General features: G+C 71.7%; 18 protein-coding genes and 1 tRNA gene. 15 read left to right on the top strand and 4 right to left on the bottom strand.

What is annotated here, in order from left to right; translation table 11 throughout:
- Positions 1-2,262, top strand: a 2,262-nt coding sequence (mfd, locus tag ACTHMF_RS05320; RefSeq protein ID WP_440316596.1) for a transcription-repair coupling factor, incomplete at its 5' end; no start/stop codon positions are given.
- 107 nt (positions 2,263-2,369) lie between these two features.
- Here mfd and ACTHMF_RS05315 read toward each other — a convergent pair.
- The gene (locus ACTHMF_RS05315; protein WP_314148067.1) at positions 2,370-3,536 is read right to left on the bottom strand and encodes a Na+/H+ antiporter NhaA; all 1,167 of its coding nucleotides are present in this window, start codon (positions 3,534-3,536) and stop codon (positions 2,370-2,372) included.
- A 121-nt stretch (positions 3,537-3,657) separates the two neighbouring features.
- Between ACTHMF_RS05315 and ACTHMF_RS05310 the strand changes: the two genes are divergently transcribed.
- The 13 genes from ACTHMF_RS05310 (at position 3,658) to ACTHMF_RS05250 (ending at position 16,447) form a co-directional block, all read left to right on the top strand.
- Positions 3,658-4,332 carry a MazG family protein gene (locus ACTHMF_RS05310; protein WP_440316595.1) on the top strand — a complete coding sequence of 225 codons (675 nt, stop codon included), beginning with the start codon at positions 3,658-3,660 and terminating at the stop codon, positions 4,330-4,332.
- Positions 4,333-4,399: 67 nt separating this feature from the next.
- Complete coding sequence (locus tag ACTHMF_RS05305; protein ID WP_440316594.1) at positions 4,400-5,455, top strand: iron-siderophore ABC transporter substrate-binding protein; 1,056 nt, start codon at positions 4,400-4,402, stop codon at positions 5,453-5,455.
- A gap of 8 nt (positions 5,456-5,463) precedes the next feature.
- Complete coding sequence (locus tag ACTHMF_RS05300) at positions 5,464-6,525, top strand: FecCD family ABC transporter permease (protein ID WP_440316593.1); 1,062 nt, start codon at positions 5,464-5,466, stop codon at positions 6,523-6,525.
- Positions 6,522-7,586, top strand: coding sequence for a FecCD family ABC transporter permease (locus tag ACTHMF_RS05295; protein WP_440316592.1), 1,065 nt, complete (start codon positions 6,522-6,524; stop codon positions 7,584-7,586). Before ACTHMF_RS05300 ends, ACTHMF_RS05295 begins: the two co-directional genes overlap by 4 nt.
- Position 7,587: 1 nt before the next feature.
- Positions 7,588-8,394, top strand: coding sequence for an ABC transporter ATP-binding protein (locus tag ACTHMF_RS05290; protein WP_440316591.1), 807 nt, complete (start codon positions 7,588-7,590; stop codon positions 8,392-8,394).
- A 400-nt stretch (positions 8,395-8,794) separates the two neighbouring features.
- On the top strand, positions 8,795-10,087 hold the full coding sequence (gene hisS, locus ACTHMF_RS05285; protein WP_440316590.1) for a histidine--tRNA ligase: 1,293 nt from the start codon (positions 8,795-8,797) through the stop codon (positions 10,085-10,087).
- A complete protein-coding gene (locus tag ACTHMF_RS05280) occupies positions 10,084-10,668 on the top strand; it encodes a DUF1349 domain-containing protein (RefSeq protein WP_440316589.1) in 585 nt (194 codons plus the stop codon). The genes hisS and ACTHMF_RS05280 overlap by 4 nt, the downstream gene beginning before the upstream one ends.
- Before the next feature lie 225 nt (positions 10,669-10,893).
- Positions 10,894-12,174, top strand: coding sequence for a phosphopyruvate hydratase (gene eno / locus ACTHMF_RS05275; RefSeq protein WP_440316588.1), 1,281 nt, complete (start codon positions 10,894-10,896; stop codon positions 12,172-12,174).
- A 161-nt stretch (positions 12,175-12,335) separates the two neighbouring features.
- On the top strand, positions 12,336-12,593 hold the full coding sequence (locus ACTHMF_RS05270) for a hypothetical protein (protein WP_440316587.1): 258 nt from the start codon (positions 12,336-12,338) through the stop codon (positions 12,591-12,593).
- A 106-nt stretch (positions 12,594-12,699) separates the two neighbouring features.
- The gene (locus ACTHMF_RS05265; RefSeq protein WP_440316586.1) at positions 12,700-13,230 is read left to right on the top strand and encodes a septum formation initiator family protein; all 531 of its coding nucleotides are present in this window, start codon (positions 12,700-12,702) and stop codon (positions 13,228-13,230) included.
- Entirely contained in the window at positions 13,227-13,739 is a 513-nt protein-coding gene (locus tag ACTHMF_RS05260) for a DUF501 domain-containing protein (RefSeq protein WP_314148079.1), read from the top strand. Before ACTHMF_RS05265 ends, ACTHMF_RS05260 begins: the two co-directional genes overlap by 4 nt.
- Positions 13,718-14,998 carry a S8 family peptidase gene (locus ACTHMF_RS05255; RefSeq protein WP_440316585.1) on the top strand — a complete coding sequence of 427 codons (1,281 nt, stop codon included), beginning with the start codon at positions 13,718-13,720 and terminating at the stop codon, positions 14,996-14,998. Before ACTHMF_RS05260 ends, ACTHMF_RS05255 begins: the two co-directional genes overlap by 22 nt.
- Positions 14,999-15,037: 39 nt before the next feature.
- Positions 15,038-16,447 carry an NAD(P)/FAD-dependent oxidoreductase gene (locus ACTHMF_RS05250; protein WP_440316584.1) on the top strand — a complete coding sequence of 470 codons (1,410 nt, stop codon included), beginning with the start codon at positions 15,038-15,040 and terminating at the stop codon, positions 16,445-16,447.
- A 130-nt stretch (positions 16,448-16,577) separates the two neighbouring features.
- On the opposite strand, the gene ACTHMF_RS05245 is transcribed toward ACTHMF_RS05250, so the two are convergent.
- A complete protein-coding gene (locus tag ACTHMF_RS05245; RefSeq protein WP_440316583.1) occupies positions 16,578-17,162 on the bottom strand; it encodes an IMPACT family protein in 585 nt (194 codons plus the stop codon).
- A 39-nt stretch (positions 17,163-17,201) separates the two neighbouring features.
- Between ACTHMF_RS05245 and ACTHMF_RS05240 the strand changes: the two genes are divergently transcribed.
- A complete protein-coding gene (locus ACTHMF_RS05240) occupies positions 17,202-17,783 on the top strand; it encodes an AAA family ATPase (protein WP_440316582.1) in 582 nt (193 codons plus the stop codon).
- A gap of 21 nt (positions 17,784-17,804) precedes the next feature.
- On the opposite strand, the gene ACTHMF_RS05235 is transcribed toward ACTHMF_RS05240, so the two are convergent.
- Positions 17,805-18,233: an Hsp20/alpha crystallin family protein gene (locus ACTHMF_RS05235; protein WP_314148084.1), complete on the bottom strand. Its 429-nt coding sequence runs from the start codon at positions 18,231-18,233 to the stop codon at positions 17,805-17,807.
- 471 nt (positions 18,234-18,704) lie between these two features.
- Positions 18,705-18,781: transfer RNA gene (locus tag ACTHMF_RS05230), tRNA-Leu, on the bottom strand.
- Between the last annotated feature and the right edge of the window lie 66 nt (positions 18,782-18,847).

Below are 18,847 nucleotides of genomic sequence, written 5' to 3'. Positions count from 1 at the left end.
TTCCCGTCCGAGCCGGAGCCCGGGATCGCGTACCTGATCAAGGCGAGCGTCGAGCACGGGTTCGAGGTCCCGGCGACGAAGCTGGCCCTGATCAGCGAGGCCGAGTTCTACGGCCGTGCCGCGGGCTACGACTCCCGCCAGGTCAAGAAGCTCGCCACCCGCCGCAAGAACGTGGTCGACCCGCTGGCCCTGAAACCCGGGGACTACGTCGTGCACGAGACGCACGGTATCGGCCGGTTCGTCGAGCTCACGCAGCGCGAGGTGTCGAGCGGCGGACGGAATGCGGTCAAGTCGAAGCGCGAGTACCTCGTTCTCGAGTACGCGCCCTCCAAGCGCGGCTATCCCGGGGACAAGCTGTACGTCCCGACCGACCAGCTGGACCTCCTCACCCGCTACGTCGGCGGTGAGGCGCCGCAGCTCTCCAAGATGGGCGGCAGTGACTGGTCGGCGGCGAAGGGGCGCGCGCGTCGCGCCGTCCGCGACATCGCCGTGGAGCTCGTCAAGCTCTACTCGGCACGCATGGCGAGCAAGGGCCACGCGTTCGGGCCGGACACCCCCTGGCAGCGCGAGCTGGAGGAGGCGTTCCCCTTCGCGGAGACGCCCGACCAGTTGCAGACCATCGACGAGGTGAAGGCCGACATGGAGCGGCCCATCCCGATGGACCGGCTCATCTCGGGCGACGTCGGCTTCGGCAAGACCGAGATCGCGGTGCGTGCGGCATTCAAGGCGGTGCAGGACGGCAAGCAGGTCGCCATGCTCGTGCCGACGACCCTGCTCGTGAAGCAGCACGCGGAGACGTTCCAGGAGCGCTTCGCCGGCTTCCCCATCCACCTCCGGCAGCTGAGCCGGTTCCAGTCCGACAAGGAGGCGCGCGAGACGCTCCGCGGCATGGCGGACGGCACCGTGGATGTGGTGATCGGCACCCACCGCATCCTTGCCGACGGCGTGTCCTTCAAGGATCTGGGCCTGGTCATCATCGACGAGGAGCAGCGTTTCGGCGTCGAGCACAAGGACGCGCTGAAGAAGCTCAAGACCAACGTCGACATCCTCGCGATGAGCGCGACGCCCATCCCGCGCACGCTGGAGATGGCGGTCACCGGCATCCGGGAGATGTCCACGCTGGCCACCCCGCCGGAGGACCGGCACCCGATCCTGACCTTCGTCGGCCCGTACTCCGACAAGCAGGTCGCCGCGGCGATCCGCCGCGAGCTGCTGCGCGAGGGCCAGGTGTTCTTCGTGCACAACCGCGTCGGCTCGATCTCCGCGACGGCGGCGAAGCTCGCCGAGCTGGTGCCGGAGGCGCGGATCGCCGTGGCGCACGGCCGGATGAACGAGCACGCGCTGGAGCAGGTGGTGGTGGACTTCTGGGAGCGCAAGTTCGATGTCCTGGTGTCCACGACCATCATCGAGACCGGCCTGGACATCTCCAACGCGAACACGATCATCATCGACCGGGCGGACAAGTACGGCCTCAGCCAGCTGCACCAGCTGCGCGGCCGTGTGGGCCGTGGCCGCGAGCGCGCGTACGCGTACTTCCTGTGGGACGAGAACAAGCCGCTCAGCGAGACCGCGCACGACCGGCTCTCGACCATCGCCGCCAACAACGACCTCGGCAGCGGCATGCAGGTCGCGCTCAAGGACCTGGAGATCCGCGGCGCGGGCAACCTGCTCGGCGGCGAGCAGTCCGGCCACATCGCCGGCGTCGGCTTCGACCTGTACCTGCGCATGATCGGCGAGGCGGTCTCCACGTTCCGCGGCGAGGTGGCGGAGGGGCAGACCGAGCTGCGGCTGGAGCTGCCGGTGGATGCGCACATCCCCGAGGAGTACGTCGACAGCGAGCGGCTGCGGCTGGAGGCCTACCAGAAGCTGTCGACGGCGAGCTCGCCGTCCGCCAAGGACGGCCAGATCGACCTGGTGCTGGAGGAGCTCACCGACCGCTACGGGGAGCCGCCGCAGGCGGTGCTCAACCTGGTCGCCGTGTCCCGGCTGCGCCGCGCGGCCCAGAAGGCCGGCCTCGGCGAGGTCGTCGCGATGGGCTCGAACCTGCGGCTGGCGCCGGCGATCCTGCCGGACTCGCTCCAGGTGCGGCTGCAGCGGATGTACCCGGGGTCGAAGTACCACGCCGCTCCCAAGGTCGCGACCGTCCCGATGCCGCGCCTGAACGGCGAGCCGCTGGACGACGCCGACCTGATCGAGTGGGTGTCGACCCTGCTCGGCGCGCTCTTCCCGGTCCCCGAGGCCGCCCCCGAGCCCGCCGCCTGACGCGCGTCGGAGCGGAGGACTTCTGGCCGCAACCTGGCCTCGAATTCCTCGGTTTCGCGCACCGGCCGGCGTGTCGGACGGGTGCGTCCTCCGTTTCGCCCGAGGTGCTACGAGGGGCTGCGTGCTACGACCGGGCGCGGGTGCAGCCGCCGGTACCGGCGCGCCAGCAGCGAGACCAGCACCCCGGACACCACGATCGCGATGGCCGAGCCGAGCAGCACGGCGAGCGTCCCCTCCGACCGGGCGAGCGCATCCCCGCTGAACGCCAGCTCGTTCATGAGCAGGGACACCGTGAAGCCGATGCCCCCCAGCGCGCCGATCGTGATCAGACCGGTCAGCGGGATGCGCGCCCGCTCCGCCTTGCTGCGCGTGAACGAGCCGAGCCAGCCGCCGAGCGTGATGCCGACCAGCTTGCCGACCGGCAGCGCGACCACGATGCCCCAGAACGACGGGCGCAGCTCCGCGGGGGAGACGCCCGGGATGACGACGAGCGCCGCCGAGAACGCGAACAGCGGCAGGATGAGCCCGTTCGACCACGGCTCGAGCGCGTGCGCCACCCGCCCACCCGGGCGGCGCGCCATCACCAGGCCGAGCGCGACGCCCGCGATGGTGGCGTGCACGCCGGAGTCGAGCACCAGCCACCAGGCGAGCAGCGCGAGCAGCACCATGAGCACGCCGATCGGCAAGCGCATCCGGCCGCGCAGCAGCCGGCTGAGCAGCCCGAACGCGGTCACCGCGACGGCCGCGAGCAGCAGCTCCAGGAGGTTCGGGTCCTGCGTGAAGAAGACGGCGATGATGACGATGGCGATCAGGTCGTCCAGCACCGCGAGCGCGAGCAGGAACACCCGCAGGCGGTTCGGCAGCCCGCGGCCGAACACCGCGAGCACGCCGAGCGCGAAGGCGATGTCCGTCGCCGTGGGGATGGGCCAGCCCACTGCGTAGCCGGTGCCGGCGGTGAAGCCGACGTAGATCAGCGCGGGCACGGCTACCCCGGCGACGGCGGCGATGGCCGGGTGGATGGCCTTCTGAACCGTGTTCAGCTCGCCGGCGACGAGCTCGTGCTTGAGCTCGACCGCGACGATGAAGAAGAACACGGCGAGCAGGCCGTCGCTGATCCAGTGACCGATGCTCAGGTCGACGGGCCCGGCGCCGAGGTGCGCGTGCTGCAGGTCGAGGAGGGCCGGGCCGACGGGGGTGTTGGCCAGCAGGAGGCCGAGCGCCGCGGCGCCGAGGAGGAGTCCGGCGGCGGTGCGCTCGGATCGGATGATGCTCATGGGGGCAGCCATTCCCGCGCCGAGGCGCGATCGGAGGACGACGCCGACCAGTCTTCCCGGCACACCAGGTGGCCAGTCTACCGGTGAGAGGATGGGGGCATCCCAGCGGGAGGAGCATCCGATGACCGATACCGTCCCCACAACGCCGGCCCCGACCCGGCTCGACGAGCTCGTCGCGGTGATGGCGCGCCTGCGTGCTCCCGGCGGCTGCCCGTGGGACGCCGACCAGACCCACGAGTCGCTCGTGCAGTACCTGGTGGAGGAGACCTACGAGCTGATCGAGGCCATCGAGACCGGCGACAGGGACGCGATGCTCGAAGAGCTGGGGGATGTGCTCTACCAGGTGCTCTTCCACGCCGACATCGCCGCGCACACGCCGGGGGAGGACTTCGACATCCAGGACGTCGCGGAGCAGATGACCAGGAAGATGGTCGGCAGGCACCCGCATGTCTTCGGCGGCGACCGCACGGCGGAGACGGCGGACGACGTCGTCGGGTTCTGGGACGAGCTGAAGAAGCAGGAGAAGCCGGGCAGGACGAGCGTGCTGGACGGCATCCCGCAGGGCATGCCGTCGCTCGCGCTCGCCGACAAGCTGCTCGGCCGCGCGGAGAAGGTCGGCCTGCTCGACCTGTCGGAGTCCGGCGGTGTGCAGGTCGGCAGCGAGGACGAGCTGGGCCCGCTGCTGCTGGCGATCGTGGCGTCCGCGAAGGCGCAGGGACTGGATGCGGAGCGCGCGCTGCGCTCGACTCTCAGGGAACTTCAGGGCGAGATCCGTGAGCAGGAGGCGACAGCTTAGGTTAGGCTTGCCTAATGTGCCAGCGTCGGCACGGTCCCCCATCGCATCCGGCCCCGCAAGGAGAGTCATGCCCGTTTCCGCACGCCCCGGTACCCGCCGGCCGCGCCGCCTCGCCCTGATCGCGTCCGCCGTCGCCGCGACCGCGCTCGTCCTCACCGGCTGCACTGCCGGGTCCTCCGGGGAGCAGAGCACGTCGTCCTCCGACGCGGGCGCCTTCCCGGTCACCGTCGACAGCGCTCTCGGGAAGACGACGATCGACGCCAAGCCGGAGCGCGTCGCCACGTGGGGCTGGGGAGCGCAGGACATCGCGCTGGCGCTCGGGATCGTCCCGGTCGCGATGCCGAAGTTCAGCTACGGCGGCAACGCGGACGGCGTCCTGCCGTGGGACGCCGAGAAGATCACGGCGCTCGGCGGGAAGACCCCGCAGCTGCTGAACGCCGACAGCGGCGAGGTGCCGTTCGAGGAGTTCGTGAAGGCGAAGCCGGACGTGATCCTCGCCCCGTACTCCGGCCTCACCCAGGCCGAGTTCGACACCCTCAGCAAGATCGCGCCCGTCGTCGCCTACCCGGAGAAGCCCTGGGCGACCAGCTGGCGCGACCAGACGGCGATCGTCGGCACGGCGCTCGGGCTCTCGTCCGAGGCGAAGGCGCTCGTGTCCAAGACCGAGGACACGGTGAGCGCGCTCGCCGCCAAATACCCGGTGCTGAAGGACAAGACCTTCTACTACGCCGCGGCCAACCAGCCCGGCGTGCTGAACGTGTACCGCGCCGAGGACCCGCGGGTCCAGCTGCTGAACGACCTGGGCCTGAAGAACTCGCCGTCGATCGCCGACCTGGACACCGCCAAGGGCGACGGCAGCTTCTTCTACCAGCTGAGTTACGAGAACCTCTCCAAGATCGACACCGACCTGCTGGTGATGTACTTCGACAAGCAGTCCTCCGTCGACGCGTTCACCTCCGACCCGCTGGTGGCGGCGATGCCGACCATCAGGGAGGGCCGGTTCGCCCCGATCGTCGGCGAGTCCTTCGTCGCGGCGACGAGCGCGCCCAGCGTCCTCTCCATCCCGTGGATGCTCGACCGCTACGTCCCGAAGCTCGCGGCGGCCGCCGACAAGGTCAAGTAACACCGCCGATGCCCGTGAGTGCCATCGCGCAGAGCGCCGGCCGGGCGGGGGAGTCCTCCCCGCTCGGCCGGCGGCGTCGGCGCGCCCTCGTTGGCTTCGTCGTCGCCGCGGTGGTGCTCGTCGTTGCGGCCGTGCTCAGCCTGATGGTGGGTGCGCGCACCATCCCGCCCGCGGACGTGCTGGACGCGCTGCTGCACCCGACGCGGACGGACCCGGACACCCTCGTCGTCATCGGCAGCAGGCTGCCGCGCACCCTGCTCGGCCTCGCGGCCGGGCTCGCGCTCGGGCTCGCGGGGACCGTGATGCAGGGGCTGTCCCGCAACCCGCTGGCCGACCCCGGCATCCTCGGCGTCAACGTCGGCGCGTCGCTCGCGGTGGTCGTGGCGATCGCGTTCTTCGGCGTGACCTCGGCCTCCGGCTACGTCTGGTTCGCGTTCGCCGGAGCGGCGCTCGCCGCCGGCCTCGTCTACGCCGTGTCCTCGGTGGGACGCGAGGGCGCGACCCCGATCAAGCTCGCGCTCGCCGGAGCGGCCGTCTCCGCGGCGCTCGGCTCGCTGATCACCGCCGTGATGCTGGTGAGCAGGGTCTCGCTCGACACCATGCGGTTCTGGCAGGTGGGTTCGCTCGCCGGCCGCGGCTTCGGCGTGCTCTGGCAGGTGCTGCCGACGCTCGCGGTCGGTGCCGTCCTCGCGCTCGCGCTCGGCCGCATCCTGAACGGCCTCGCGCTCGGCGACGACGTCGCGCGCGGGCTCGGCCAGCGCGTCGGACGGGCGCGCGTGCTCTCCGCGGTGGCGATCGTGCTGCTCTGCGGCTCCGCCACCGCCGCGGTCGGGCCGATCGCCTTCGTCGGCCTGGTGGTCCCGCACGCCGCGCGCTGGGTCGTCGGCGCCGACTACCGGCGCATCCTGGCCTTCTCGGCGGTCTTCGCCCCCACGCTGCTGCTGGTCTGCGACGTGATCGGCCGGGTGATCGCCCCGCCGGGAGAGCTGCAGGTGGGCGTGGTGATGGCGTTCGTCGGCGCCCCGATCTTCATCGCGCTCGTGCGCAGGCGCAAGCTGGTGAGCCTGTGACCGCGGGGACCTCGCACGCCGGGATGCGCGAGCGCGCGGCCGGCGCGGTCGCGACCGACCGCAGGCGCCGCGCGGGCCGGGCAACGCGCGTCGCCGTCGTGCTCGCGGTTCTCGTCGTCGTGCTCTCCGCGTTCTCGCTGACGCTCGGCGCTGCGGGCGTCGCGCCGCAGGACGTGCTGGCCGCGCTGGTCGGGCGCGCCGACCGGCTCACCTCGTTCGTCATCCTGGAGCTGCGCCTGCCGCGGCTGGTCGCCGCCGCGCTGGTCGGCGCGTGCCTCGGGCTCTCCGGCGCGCTCATCCAGTCCGTCGCCCGCAACCCGCTCGCCAGCCCGGACATCATCGGCATCACCGCGAGCGCGAGCGCCGCGGGCTCGCTGGCGCTGGTCTGGTTCGGGCTGACCGGGCTCGCGCTCTCCGGCGTCGTGCTCGCCGGGACGCTCGTCGCCGCCGTCCTGATCTACCTGCTCGCGTGGCGGAACGGCGTGAGCGGCTACCGCTTCGTGCTGGTCGGGATCGGCTTCGCCGCCGTCTGCTCCGGCTTCGTCTCGTACGTGCTCACGACCGCCGACCTCACCGACGTGCAGCAGGCGCTCGTGTGGATCGCCGGCAGCCTCAACAGCGTCGACCCGGTCGCGCTGACGGTGCTCGGCGTCGCGGCCGTCGTGCTCATCCCGTGCGCGCTGCTGCTCGGCCGGCCGCTCGGCGCGCTGGGGCTCGGCGACGACGTCGCCGCCGGGATCGGCGTGCGCCCGGAGCGCACCCGCATCCTGGTCGTCGGGGTGGCCGTCGCGCTCGCGGCCGTCGCCGTCTCGGTCGGCGGCCCGATCTCGTTCATCGCGTTCCTGTCCGCCCCGATCGCCCGGCGGCTGGTCGGCCGCGGCTCGCTCTCGCTTGTCTCGTCGGCGCTCGTCGGGGCGCTCGTACTCGTGGCGTCGGACATCGTCGCCCAGTTCGCGATCCCGGACGTCGTGCTCCCGGTCGGGGTCGTGACCGGGATCGTCGGGGCACCCTACCTGCTGTGGCTGCTCACCAGGACCAACCGAATCGGCCGGGGAGGCTGACATGACCGTTGCGCACGAGCTCGCCGCCCGCGACCTGACCCTCGCCTACGAGGGCAGGGTCGTCGTGGACGGCCTGGACCTGCAGCTGCCGCCCGGCCGCGTCACCGCGATCGTCGGGCCGAACGCCTGCGGCAAGTCGACCCTGCTGCGCGGCCTGTCCCGGCTGCTCGCGCCGGCATCCGGCACCGTGCTGCTGGACGGCACGGACATTCACACCCTCCCGACCAAGCAGGTCGCGACGCGCCTGGGCCTGCTGCCGCAGACGCCGACCGCGCCGGACGGGATCACGGTCGCCGACCTGGTCTCCCGCGGCCGCTACCCGCACCAGGGCTGGTTCCGGCGCTGGACGGCCGACGACGACGCGGCCGTCGCGGAGGCGATGACCGCCACCGGCATCACCGAGCTGGCGGAGCGCGCGATCGACGAGCTCTCGGGCGGCCAGCGCCAGCGCGTCTGGATCGCGATGGCGCTCGCCCAGCAGACCGATATCCTGCTGCTGGACGAGCCGACCACGTTCCTCGACATCAGCCACCAGATCGACGTGCTCGACCTGCTCCTCGACCTGAACGCGGCGCGCGGCACGACGGTCGTCATGGTGCTGCACGATCTGAACCTCGCCGCCCGCTACGCCGACCACCTGGTCGCGATGCGCTCCGGGGAGATCGTCGCTGCGGGCGATCCGTCCGCTGTCGTGACGGCGGACCTCGTGCGCGACGTGTTCGGCATCGAGTCCGTGATCGCCGACGACCCGGTCACCGGAACGCCGCTCGTCGTCCCGCTCGGCCGCCACCACACGCCCGGCACCTGAGCGCGCTGCCCCGCCGACATTTGGCGCAAATCTGCCTTACGCGGCGCTGACACCCGACATTTAGCGCAAATGTGCCTTACGCGGCGCTGACACCCGACATTTGGCGCAAATGTTCATGCCGGGACATGGCAGCGCGTCCGCCGGTGGGCAGGGGCCCCGTGCTGGCGGACGCGTTGTCGTGTGTCTGGCAGCGAGCAAACGACGTGGTCGGACGGATGCGCTCATGCCAGGTCCTGGCGGGACACCACCGAGCCGGCAGGGTAACACGGCCTGAGGGTGGCAACACCGGCAGTCTACGTCGGAGCGCCGATCCACCGCGATCCCCCCGGAGGGTCCCCGCGTCGTCCAGGGGCCGCCGCGGGGCGGTGCCGCGGACGGCGGACATGGAAGAATCGTGGGCATGGCTTCTCCGATCACCCCGCCCCGCGGCATGCGCGACTTCCTCCCCGCCGACAAGGCCCGCAGGGAGCATGCGCTGGGCGTCATCCGGCGCAGCTTCGCGGCGCACGGGTTCGACGAGATCGAGACGCCGGTGGTCGAGGACGTCGCCCGCCTGCACTCGGGGCTCGGCGGCGACAACGAGAAGCTCGCCTTCAGCGTGCTCAAGCGCGGCCTCGGCGGCGACGACCTGCGCGCGGCCATCGAGTCCGGCGACACCCTCGCGCTGTGCGACCTCGGCCTGCGCTTCGACCTCACGGTGCCGCTGGCCCGCTTCTACGCGACCCACCGCGCCGAGCTGCCTGGCGTGTTCCGCTCCATCCAGATCGCGCCGGTCTGGCGGGCCGAGCGCCCGCAGAAGGGCCGGTACCGGCAGTTCGTCCAGTGCGACATCGACATCATCGGCGACGGCACGCAGCTGGCCGAGGTGGAGCTGATCACGGCCACCGCCGCGACCCTGGAGGCGCTGGGCCTGAAGGACTGCACGATCCGGATCAACGACCGCCGCATCCTGAACGGCCTGCTCGAGTACTGCGGCTTCGCCGAGGACCGCTGGCCGCAGGTGCTCATCTCGGTGGACAAGCTGGACAAGATCGGCGCAGAGGGCGTGGTCGCCGAGCTGAGCGAGGGCGGCGCGGACTCCGCGGCCGTGCTCGGCGGTGTGCTCGCAGGCCTGGAGCCGCACCTGGCCGACGGCGGCGTCGAGCTGACGGTCGAGGCGATCTCCGGCATCCTGCCGGAGGGCATGGACAGCGACGCGATCGCCGAACTGGAGGCGCTCGCGCACGCGCTCGACACCCTGCCGGAGGGCGTCCGGCTGCGCTTCGACCCGACGCTGGTGCGCGGGATGGGCTACTACACCGGGACGATCTTCGAGATCGCGCACCCCGGCTCCGGCAGCTCGGTCGGCGGCGGCGGCCGCTACGACGGCATGATCGGGCGCTTCCTCGGCACCGACGTCCCCGCCGCCGGCTTCTCGATCGGCTTCGAGCGCGTGGTGGACCTGATCGACGTCCCGGACGACGCGGCGGCGGACTCCGTCGTCCTCGTCCACGACCCCGCCGTTCCGCTCGACCGGCTGATGGCGATCAAGTCCGAGCTCGTCGCCTCCGGGCGCCGCGTGCGGCTGGACCGCCGCGCCAAGAACCTGAAGGGCGTGCTCGACCGGGCCGCCGCGGCCGGGTACCGCTCGTTCGCGTTCGTGAACGCGGACACCGCCGACGCGTCCGCGCTCGAGTTCAAGGCGCTGTCGTGACCGGCACCGCGGTCCCGTGGTCCGACGGCCGCTGGACGACCGCGCCCGCCGACGCGCGGGAGGACGGCGACGGCCTGCTCGTCACGGCCGCCGAGGGCAGCGACGCCTGGCGGACGACCGCCTACGGCTTCGTGCACGACACCGAGCACGCCCTGCTGGCTCCGCTGGAGCCCGGCACCGCGATGGAGGTGACCTTCACCGGCGACTTCTCCGCCGAGTTCGACCAGGCCGGGATGTTCGTCCGGGTGGACGACGAGAACTGGACCAAGGCGGGCGTCGAGTTCGCCGACGGCGCGCTGCAGCTGGGCGCGGTGGTCACGCACCGGTTCTCGGACTGGTCGGTCGCCCCGGTCCCGGACTGGGCGGGACGGCCGATCACCGTGCGCGTCAGCCGTGCCGGCGACGCGATCATCGTGCGCGCCAGGGCGGGGGAGGAGCCGTTCCGGCTCGTGCGCATCGCCCACCTCGCCCCGGAGGCCGCCGCGACCGCCGGCCCGATGGTCTGCGCGCCGAGCCGTGCCGGGCTCACCGTCCGCTTCGCGTCCTGGACCACCGGCCCCGCCGACGCGTCCATCCACTAGACGCGGCTCCGCCGCGCCGCGCCCCTCGTCGTCGCCGCCGCCATCCATTCCTGACTTCTTCACGCAACACGCCGTGCGGAAGCGTGCACAACTCCGGAACGGATGGCGACCCAACCGTTGGCGACCTCGCCAGTCTTCGCAAGCATCCCGCCGCCGGACACGGCCCGTTCACCCGGTTTCACTAGACTTGCCGGTGATATCCACGAAACCACTGAGGAGACTGTTGTGGCTCAGATCGAAGCTGTAGGCGCTCGCGAGATCCTGGACTCGCGCGGCAACCCGACCGTCGAGGTCGAGGTGCTCCTGGAGGACGGCACCGTCAGCCGTGCCGCCGTCCCGTCCGGCGCGTCCACCGGCGCCTTCGAGGCCTACGAGCTTCGCGACGGCGACAAGGGCCGCTACCTGGGCAAGGGTGTCGAGAAGGCCGTGGACGCGGTTCTCGACGAGATCGGCCCGGCGATCGAGGGCTTCGAGGCCAGCGACCAGCGTCTCGTCGACGAGGCGATGATCGAGCTCGACGGCACCGACAACAAGAAGCGCCTGGGCGCCAACGCCATCCTCGGCGTCTCGCTCGCGGTCGCGCGCGCCGCAGCGGACTCCGCCGACCTCCCGCTGTTCCGCTACGTCGGCGGCCCGAACGCGCACGTGCTGCCCGTGCCGATGATGAACATCATCAACGGCGGCGCCCACGCCGACACCGGCGTCGACATCCAGGAGTTCATGGTTCTGCCGATCGGCGCGGAGACCTTCTCCGAGGGCCTGCGCTGGGGCGTGGAGACCTACCACTCGCTCAAGTCGCTCCTGAAGTCCAAGGGCCTGAACACCGGCCTCGGCGATGAGGGCGGCGTCGCCCCCGAGCTCGAGCACAACCGCGCAGCGCTCGACCTGATCTCCGAGGCCATCGAGAAGGCCGGCTTCACCGTCGGCTCGCAGATCGCGCTCGGCCTCGACGTCGCCTCCACCGAGTTCTTCGAGAACGGCGTCTACCGCTTCGAGGGCAAGGACCGCAGCGCCGCGGAGATGAGCGCCTACTACCAGGAGCTCGCCGCGAACTACCCGCTGGTCTCGATCGAGGACCCGCTGGCGGAGGACGACTGGGAGGGCTGGGCCCACCTCACCGCCGAGCTCGGCAGCAAGCTCCAGCTCGTCGGCGACGACCTGTTCGTCACCAACCCGAAGCGCCTCGCCCAGGGCATCCAGGCGAAGGCCGCGAACAGCATCCTGGTCAAGGTGAACCAGATCGGCACGCTGACCGAGACGCTCGACGCGGTCTCGCTCGCGCAGCGCAGCGGCATGACCGCCGTGCTCTCGCACCGCTCCGGCGAGACCGAGGACACCACGATCGCCGACCTCGCCGTCGCGACCAACGCCGGCCAGATCAAGACCGGCGCCCCGGCCCGCTCCGAGCGCGTCGCGAAGTACAACCAGCTGCTCCGCATCGAGGAGGAACTGGGCGACGCCGCCGTCTACGCCGGCCGCACCGCCTTCCCGCGCTTCCAGGGCTGAGCCCGAGCGACGCTCCGAACGCCCCCGTATCCGTTTCGGACGGGGGCGTTCGCGTTGTTGCGCGCGCAGCGGCCGTCGAGGGGCGCGTTGTTGCGGGCGACACGTCGGTCGCACCCGCAACCACTCGCCCCTCGACTGCCTCCGTGCGCCAGGATGGGGGGATGCGAGACGGCGGAGCGGTGCCTCAGGAGGTGCTGCCGCTCGTCCTGTTCCTGGCGCTCGCGGTGCTGTTCGCGGTGTTCGGGCTGTACCTGCTGCGGCGGCCGGAGCGGGCGGCGGCGCTGTTCGCCGACCGGGATGCGCGGAGCGCGTTCCGGCCGAAGGACGCGCGAGCCGTCGGCGCGGTGTTCGTGATCGGGGGAGCGGTCCTCGTGGCGATCGGCGTCGTGCGGCTGGTGCTCATCCTGGCACTCGGCTGAGCCCGTTCCCGACACCCCGGGCGGGCGGCAGGCGCTGCGCGGCCATCGCCTACGATTGAGGCGGGGCCCATCGGTCCCGTGTGTCCGTCGAACGCAGGGAGGGTCCATGCCGAAGCAGCAGACCCGGCGCGTCCCCGCATCGTTCGCGCAGCCGAGCGGTACCGGTCGCTGGCTGCGCGGCATCCACTTCTCGGCGTTCTCGCTCGTGATGATGGGCGTGCTCGTGCTCGCCGTCGTCATCCTCGCGCCGACGGCGCAGTCCTTCTTCGCCCAGCAGCAGCAGATCGCCGACCAGCAGAAGGCGGTCGACCAGCTGTCCGCGCAGGTCGATGCCCTCAAGGAGCAGCGCGCGCGCTGGAACGACCCGTCCTACATCCGCGCGCAGGCGAGGGACCGGCTCTACTACGTGATGCCCGGCGAGGTCAGCTTCCTCGTGATCGACGACCGGCCGCCGGCGGCGAAGACGGCCGACACTCCGGTCAGCTCCAAGCTGCAGAAGACGAAGACCGACTGGGTGCACTCCCTGTTCGGTTCGTTCATGGGCGCCGGCCTCACCGAGGCGACGCCGCAGCAGCTGAGCGGGACGCCGGCGCCCACCCCGACCCCCACCTCCAGCACCCCAGGCGGCAGCAGATGACCAGACCACCGTTCGAGCCCGTGACCGACGAGGACATCGCCGTCGTCAGCGAGCAGCTCGGCCGCCCCGCGCGCAACGTCGTCGGCATCGCGGCGCGGTGCGTGTGCGGCCGTCCGACGGTGGTGTCCACCGCGCCGCGCCTGGACGACGGGACGCCGTTCCCGACGTTCTACTACCTGACCCATCCCGCCGCGACGGCCGCCATGTCCCAGCTGGAGGCGACGCAGGTGATGGGCGAGTACAACGACCTCCTGGCCGAGGACGAGGACGTCCGCGCGGCGTACCTCGCCGCCCACGAGCAGTACCTGGCCGACCGCGAGTCGATCGCCGTCGTCGAGGAGCTCTCCGGCGTCTCCGCGGGCGGCATGCCCACGCGCGTGAAGTGCCTGCACGCGCTCGCGGCGCACGCGCTCGCGGCCGGACCCGGCGTCAACCCGATCGGCGACCTCGCGCTCGCGCGCGGCGGCTGGTCGCCCGAGGTGTGCGAATGCAAGGTCGACGCCGGCTGAGCCGGTTCGCCAGGGGGCTCGCCGCTTTCGGCACGGGGCTGGCGCTCGCGCTCGCCCCGGTCACCGTCGCGCACGCCGACCAGGTGCGCTCGATGGAGTACTGGCTGAACGACTACGGCTTCGCCAAGGCCTGGAGCACCACCAAGGGCGCCGGGGTGAAGGTCGCCGTGATCGACACCGGCGTGGACGGCAGCGTCCCCGACCTGAAGGGCGCGGTGGTCGGCGGGACGGACGTCTCCGGCGTCGGCGCCGCGAACGGCCAGAAGCCGCTCGGCGTCGGCGACGAGGCCGACCACGGCACCTGGGTCGCCTCGCTGCTCGCCGGCCGCGGCACGGGACCGGACAGCGGCGTGCTCGGCGCGGCCCCGGAGGCGAGCATCCTCACCGCCTCCGTGGCGCTCGGCAAGGCGATGGGGCCCATCGGCTCCGACGACCAGATCGCGGACGCGATCCACTGGGCCGTCGACCACGGCGCGACCGTGATCAACCTGTCGCTGACCCGCAACACCCTGGACTGGCCGACCAGCTGGGACGAGGCGTTCCAGTACGCGTTCTCGCACGACGTCGTCGTCGTCGCCGCCGCGGGCAACCGCGGCAGCGGCACGAGCGAGGTGGGGGCGCCCGCGACCATCCCCGGCGTCCTGACGGTCGCGGGCGTCGACCGGTCGGGCAAGGCCAGCTTCGACGCGTCCTCCCAGGGCATCACCATCGGGGTCTCCGCGCCCAGCGAGCAACTGGTGGGAGCGAGCCCGGGCGGCGGCTACGTGCAGTGGGCGGGCACGAGCGGCGCAGCGCCGCTGGTGTCCGGGGCGGTCGCGCTGGTGCGGGCCGCGCATCCCGAGCTGAAGGCCGCCGACGTCATCAACCGGATCATCCGCACGGCGCGCCCGGTCGGCGCGACGGTGCCGAGCCCGATCTACGGGTTCGGGCTGCTGGATGCGGCGGCCGCGGTGACGGCGGACGTGCCGCACGTGAGCGCCAATCCGATGGGCGATCTGCAGGAGTGGATCCACATCCACCGGCGCGCCGAATCGACCGCCGCGCCCGCCCCGTCCGGCGGCGGTTCGCAGGCGGCGCCCGCCCCGAGGAAGCTGAGCCCCGAACGGCCTGTAGCATGGGGAGTGTTCTTCTGGCCGCAATGGAGCGTCCTCACGACCCTCTGGCTCCCGCTGGCTCTGATCTCCGGTTTCGTGGCCCTCGTCGCCCTCGGCGGCGCTGGCGCGTGGCTGCATTTCAGGCGAACGGGGCGCAGGGGGTAGATTAACCCCCATACTTTCGTGTTGAGGAGACGCATTACTGTGCCCAAAATCCTGATCGTCGGAGGCGGATACGCCGGTTTCTACACCGCGTGGAAGCTCGAGAAGCAGCTCCGCAAGGGCGAGGCAGAGGTCACCATGGTGGACCCGCTGCCGTACATGACCTACCAGCCCTTCCTTCCGGAGGTGGCGGCAGGCTCCATCGAGCCCCGTCACGCGGTCGTCGCTCACCGGCGTCACCTGAACACCACCAACATCATCACGGCGAACGTCACGTACATCGACCACGCCAAGAAGACGGCGACCATCCAGCCGCTCGTCGGCGAGGCGTACGAGTTCGCGTACGACATCGTCGTGGTCACCGCGGGCGCCGTGTCGCGCACCTTCCCGATCCCGGGCGTCGCCGACCAGGCCGTCGGCCTCAAGACGATCGAAGAGGCCGTCTACATCCGCGACAAGATGCTGTCGAACTTCGACAAGGCCGCCAGCCTCCCCGCCGGCCCGGAGCGCGACCGCCTGCTCACCGTCGTCGTCGTCGGCGGTGGCTTCGCCGGCATCGAGATCTTCGCCGAGCTGCGCTCGTTCGCCAGCTCGCTGCTGAAGAAGTACCCGGAGATCTCGTTCGAGGACACGCACTTCCACCTGATCGAGGCGATGGGCCGGATCATGCCGGAGGTGTCGCTGCCGACCAGCCACTGGGTCATCAAGAACCTGGCGGAGCGCGGCGCGCAGATCCACCTGGAGACCCAGCTCACCAGCGCGGTCGACGGCCACATCGAGCTCTCCACCGGTGAGTCGTTCGACACCGACCTCATCGTCTGGACCGCCGGCGTCATGGCGAACCCGACCGTCGTCCGCCACACCGACCTGCCGATCGAGGAGCGCGGCCGCCTCCGCGTCCGCGCCGACCTCCGCGTCGGCACCGACGAGGAGATCATCGAGGGCGCCTGGGGCGCCGGCGACGTCTCCGCCGTCCCGGACCTCACGGGCGCGGGCGTCGGCGGTTACTGCGTCCCCAACGCGCAGCACGCGGTCCGTCAGGGCAAGCTGCTCGCGAAGAACCTCATCGCGGACATGCGCGGCGAGCTGCCGCGCCAGTACTACCACAAGAGCCTCGGCGCGGTCGCCGGTCTCGGCGTCGGCATCGGCGTTCTGCAGTCCGGCAAGCTCGCGATCAAGGGCGTCATCGGCTGGCTCGCGCACCGCGGCTACCACGGCCTCGCGATGCCGAGCTGGGAGCGCAAGTGGCGCGTGATCTGGGGCTGGTGGAACAACTTCTGGCTCGGCCGCGACATCGTGTCGCTCGAGGCCGTCCAGACGCCCCGCAAGGCGTTCGAGGAGTTCGCCGCCCGCCCGAAGCCGGCCGTCGAGGCCGCCCCGGTCGAGGCGCCGAAGAAGGCCCCGGCCCGCAAGAAGGCCGATGCCGCCAAGGAGACCGCCGAGGTCAAGTAGCGGCAGCACGAAGGCCCGGATCCCGCGAGGGGTCCGGGCCTTCGTCGTTCCCGGGCGCCGGTGGCCGAGGGGACGCGACACGCCGTCTGGCGCGTGGCGACGCGGCGTGTCGCGTCCCCTCAGCCGCAGCTCAGCGGCGGATCGTGGCGCGGCCCTGGGTCAGGTCGGCGACGGCGCCGGTCGCGCGCTCAAGGGCCGGCGCCGGGAGCGCGACGCGCAGCACGACCGTTTCGCCGTACTCCGCCTCCGGCTCCGGGTAGCCCTCGGCAACGGCCCAGTGCCGCACGCGCTCCGCGTCCCCGTACGCCGCCTCCACCACGAGCGTCGCCTCCGCGACCCGCTCCACCGTCTCCGCGTCCGCGAGCGCCGTCGCGATCGCGTCGGTGTATGCGCGGACGAGGCCGCCCGCGCCGAGCTTCACGCCGCCGTAGTAGCGCACGACGACGCCGAGCACGCCGTCCAGATCGTGGTGCCGCAGCACCTCCAGGATCGGCCGCCCTGCCGTCCCGGACGGCTCGCCGTCGTCCGACATCCCGGAGTGCCCGCCGGCGAGCAGCGCCCAGCAGACGTGCGTCGCGCCGGGATGCTCCTGACGCACCAGCGCCACCTCGGTCAGCGCCGCCTCCCGGTCGGCGACCGGCAGCGCGAGACCGAGGAAGCGGCTCTTCCGGATCTCCAGCTCGGAGGCGACGGGGGAGGCGAGGGTGCGGCTCACCCCTCAACGCTAACGCGTCGGCGTTGCTAGGCTCGATCGGTGCTCGACTCCGCCGACGCCCTCCCGCTGCGCCCCCGACGCGTCCTGGTGGCCGGCGTCTCCGGGAGCGGCAAGACGACCCTCGCGGCACGGATCGCGGGCATCACCGGCGGCCCGCACACCGAGATCGACGCGCTCTACCACGGCCCGGACTGGACGCCGCGGCCGACGTTCGCCGCGGAGGTGGCGGCGTTCACCGAGGGGCCGGCGTGGACGACCGAGTGGCAGTACAGCGACGTGCGCGAGCTTCTCGCCGACCGCGCCGACCTCCTGGTCTGGCTGGATCTGCCCTACTGGCGTTCGACGTTCCCGCGGGTGCTGAGGCGGACAGTCCGTCGTTCCCGGGGCCGCGAGACGCTCTGGAACGGCAACGTCGAGCCTCCGCTGTGGACGTTCTTCACGAGTCGCGAGAACATCATCCGGTGGTCCCTGGCGACCAGGAACATCTACCGGGAGCGGATCGTCGCCGTCGAGGCCGCGCGTCCCGCGCTCGTCGTGGTGCGGCTGCGCACGCCGGCCGAGGTGGAGTCGTGGCTCGCCGGCCCGCTGACCTCCGCCGTACGCGGCGGAGCCGGCGGCTGAGGGCCGCCGGCTCCGCACAGGTCAGGCCGTCACCTCCTTCGCACCGCTGTGCCGCGACGACTCCACCACGATCTTGCGCGGCTTGGCGCGTTCGGCGATCGGGATGATGACGCTGAGCACGCCGTTGTCGTAGCTGGCGCTGATGCCGTCCGCCTCGACGTCCTCGCCGATGGTGAACTGCCGCAGGTAGGCGCCGAACGGCCGCTCCTGCAGCAGCCAGCGGCTGTTCTCGCGGCTGGCCGCCGAGCGCTGGGCCCGGATGGTGAGCAGGTGGCCGTCGACGTCCACGTCGATCGAGCCGGGGTCGACCCCGGGCAGGTCGGCGTTCAGGAGGTACTTGTCACCCTCGCGGAAGAGGTCGACGGGCATCACCCGCGGCTGGTGACTGGTGTCGAAGACGCTCTGTGCGATCCTGTCCAGCTGGCTGAAAGGATCGAACGACATGGCCATGATGTGATTCTCCTTTCGTGTCCGAGTGATGGGGGATGCGGGGTCGCGGTCCCCTCGGAGGGCAGCGGGCGGTCGGGGAGACCGACCGGGCGCGGTCCTCGCGTCCGGCGGGCAGGTCCGGCCCGGCGGACGGCGCGGGAGCAGGCGGGAGCGGACGGGGAGCCCGCGACCGAGTCGGTCGCAGCATCCCCGCGGCGATCAGGATCGCCTCGAACTCGGCGTCGAGCCACTCGTCGTCGGCACAGATCAGGTCTGCGAACCCTGCCGTCGATGCGATCAGTGTGCCGTCCACTCTCGCCCCTCCCGGTTCCGGGGGATCGAGAGGCGGCCCGATCCCCATGGAGATTGAGATAACCTGCATCGTTTGCAACAGATTTAATACACCCAGGGATGCAGGGAACCCACGATTCTCAGCGAATTCTGAGGATATGTCGACGCGCCCGGGTGCGGCGAGCGCGGCCGAGCCGCACGTGGTACCCCCAGTGGGACTCGAACCCACACTCGGGCGATTTTAAGTCGCCTGCCTCTGCCAATTGGGCTATGGGGGCCGGCGGTGAACGCGTTACCGGTCGCGGAACGGCGACTTCGCCATCTGGACGACAGCGGCGACCGCC

Source organism: Leifsonia sp., assembly GCF_051955155.1.
Lineage (GTDB): Bacteria > Actinomycetota > Actinomycetes > Actinomycetales > Microbacteriaceae > Leifsonia.
The sequence above is the reverse complement of the archived record's forward strand: the minus strand, read 5'-3'. Positions and strand labels throughout refer to the sequence as shown.

Coding starts and splice junctions, on each gene's coding strand:
- ACTHMF_RS05315 (WP_314148067.1), bottom strand. CDS start 3,536: ATGAGCATCATCCGATCCGAGCGCACCGCCGCCGGACTCCTCCTCGGC.
- ACTHMF_RS05310 (WP_440316595.1), top strand. CDS start 3,658: ATGACCGATACCGTCCCCACAACGCCGGCCCCGACCCGGCTCGACGAG.
- ACTHMF_RS05305 (WP_440316594.1), top strand. CDS start 4,400: ATGCCCGTTTCCGCACGCCCCGGTACCCGCCGGCCGCGCCGCCTCGCC.
- ACTHMF_RS05300 (WP_440316593.1), top strand. CDS start 5,464: ATGCCCGTGAGTGCCATCGCGCAGAGCGCCGGCCGGGCGGGGGAGTCC.
- ACTHMF_RS05290 (WP_440316591.1), top strand. CDS start 7,588: ATGACCGTTGCGCACGAGCTCGCCGCCCGCGACCTGACCCTCGCCTAC.
- hisS (WP_440316590.1), top strand. CDS start 8,795: ATGGCTTCTCCGATCACCCCGCCCCGCGGCATGCGCGACTTCCTCCCC.
- ACTHMF_RS05270 (WP_440316587.1), top strand. CDS start 12,336: ATGCGAGACGGCGGAGCGGTGCCTCAGGAGGTGCTGCCGCTCGTCCTG.
- ACTHMF_RS05265 (WP_440316586.1), top strand. CDS start 12,700: ATGCCGAAGCAGCAGACCCGGCGCGTCCCCGCATCGTTCGCGCAGCCG.
- ACTHMF_RS05260 (WP_314148079.1), top strand. CDS start 13,227: ATGACCAGACCACCGTTCGAGCCCGTGACCGACGAGGACATCGCCGTC.
- ACTHMF_RS05255 (WP_440316585.1), top strand. CDS start 13,718: ATGCAAGGTCGACGCCGGCTGAGCCGGTTCGCCAGGGGGCTCGCCGCT.
- ACTHMF_RS05235 (WP_314148084.1), bottom strand. CDS start 18,233: ATGGCCATGTCGTTCGATCCTTTCAGCCAGCTGGACAGGATCGCACAG.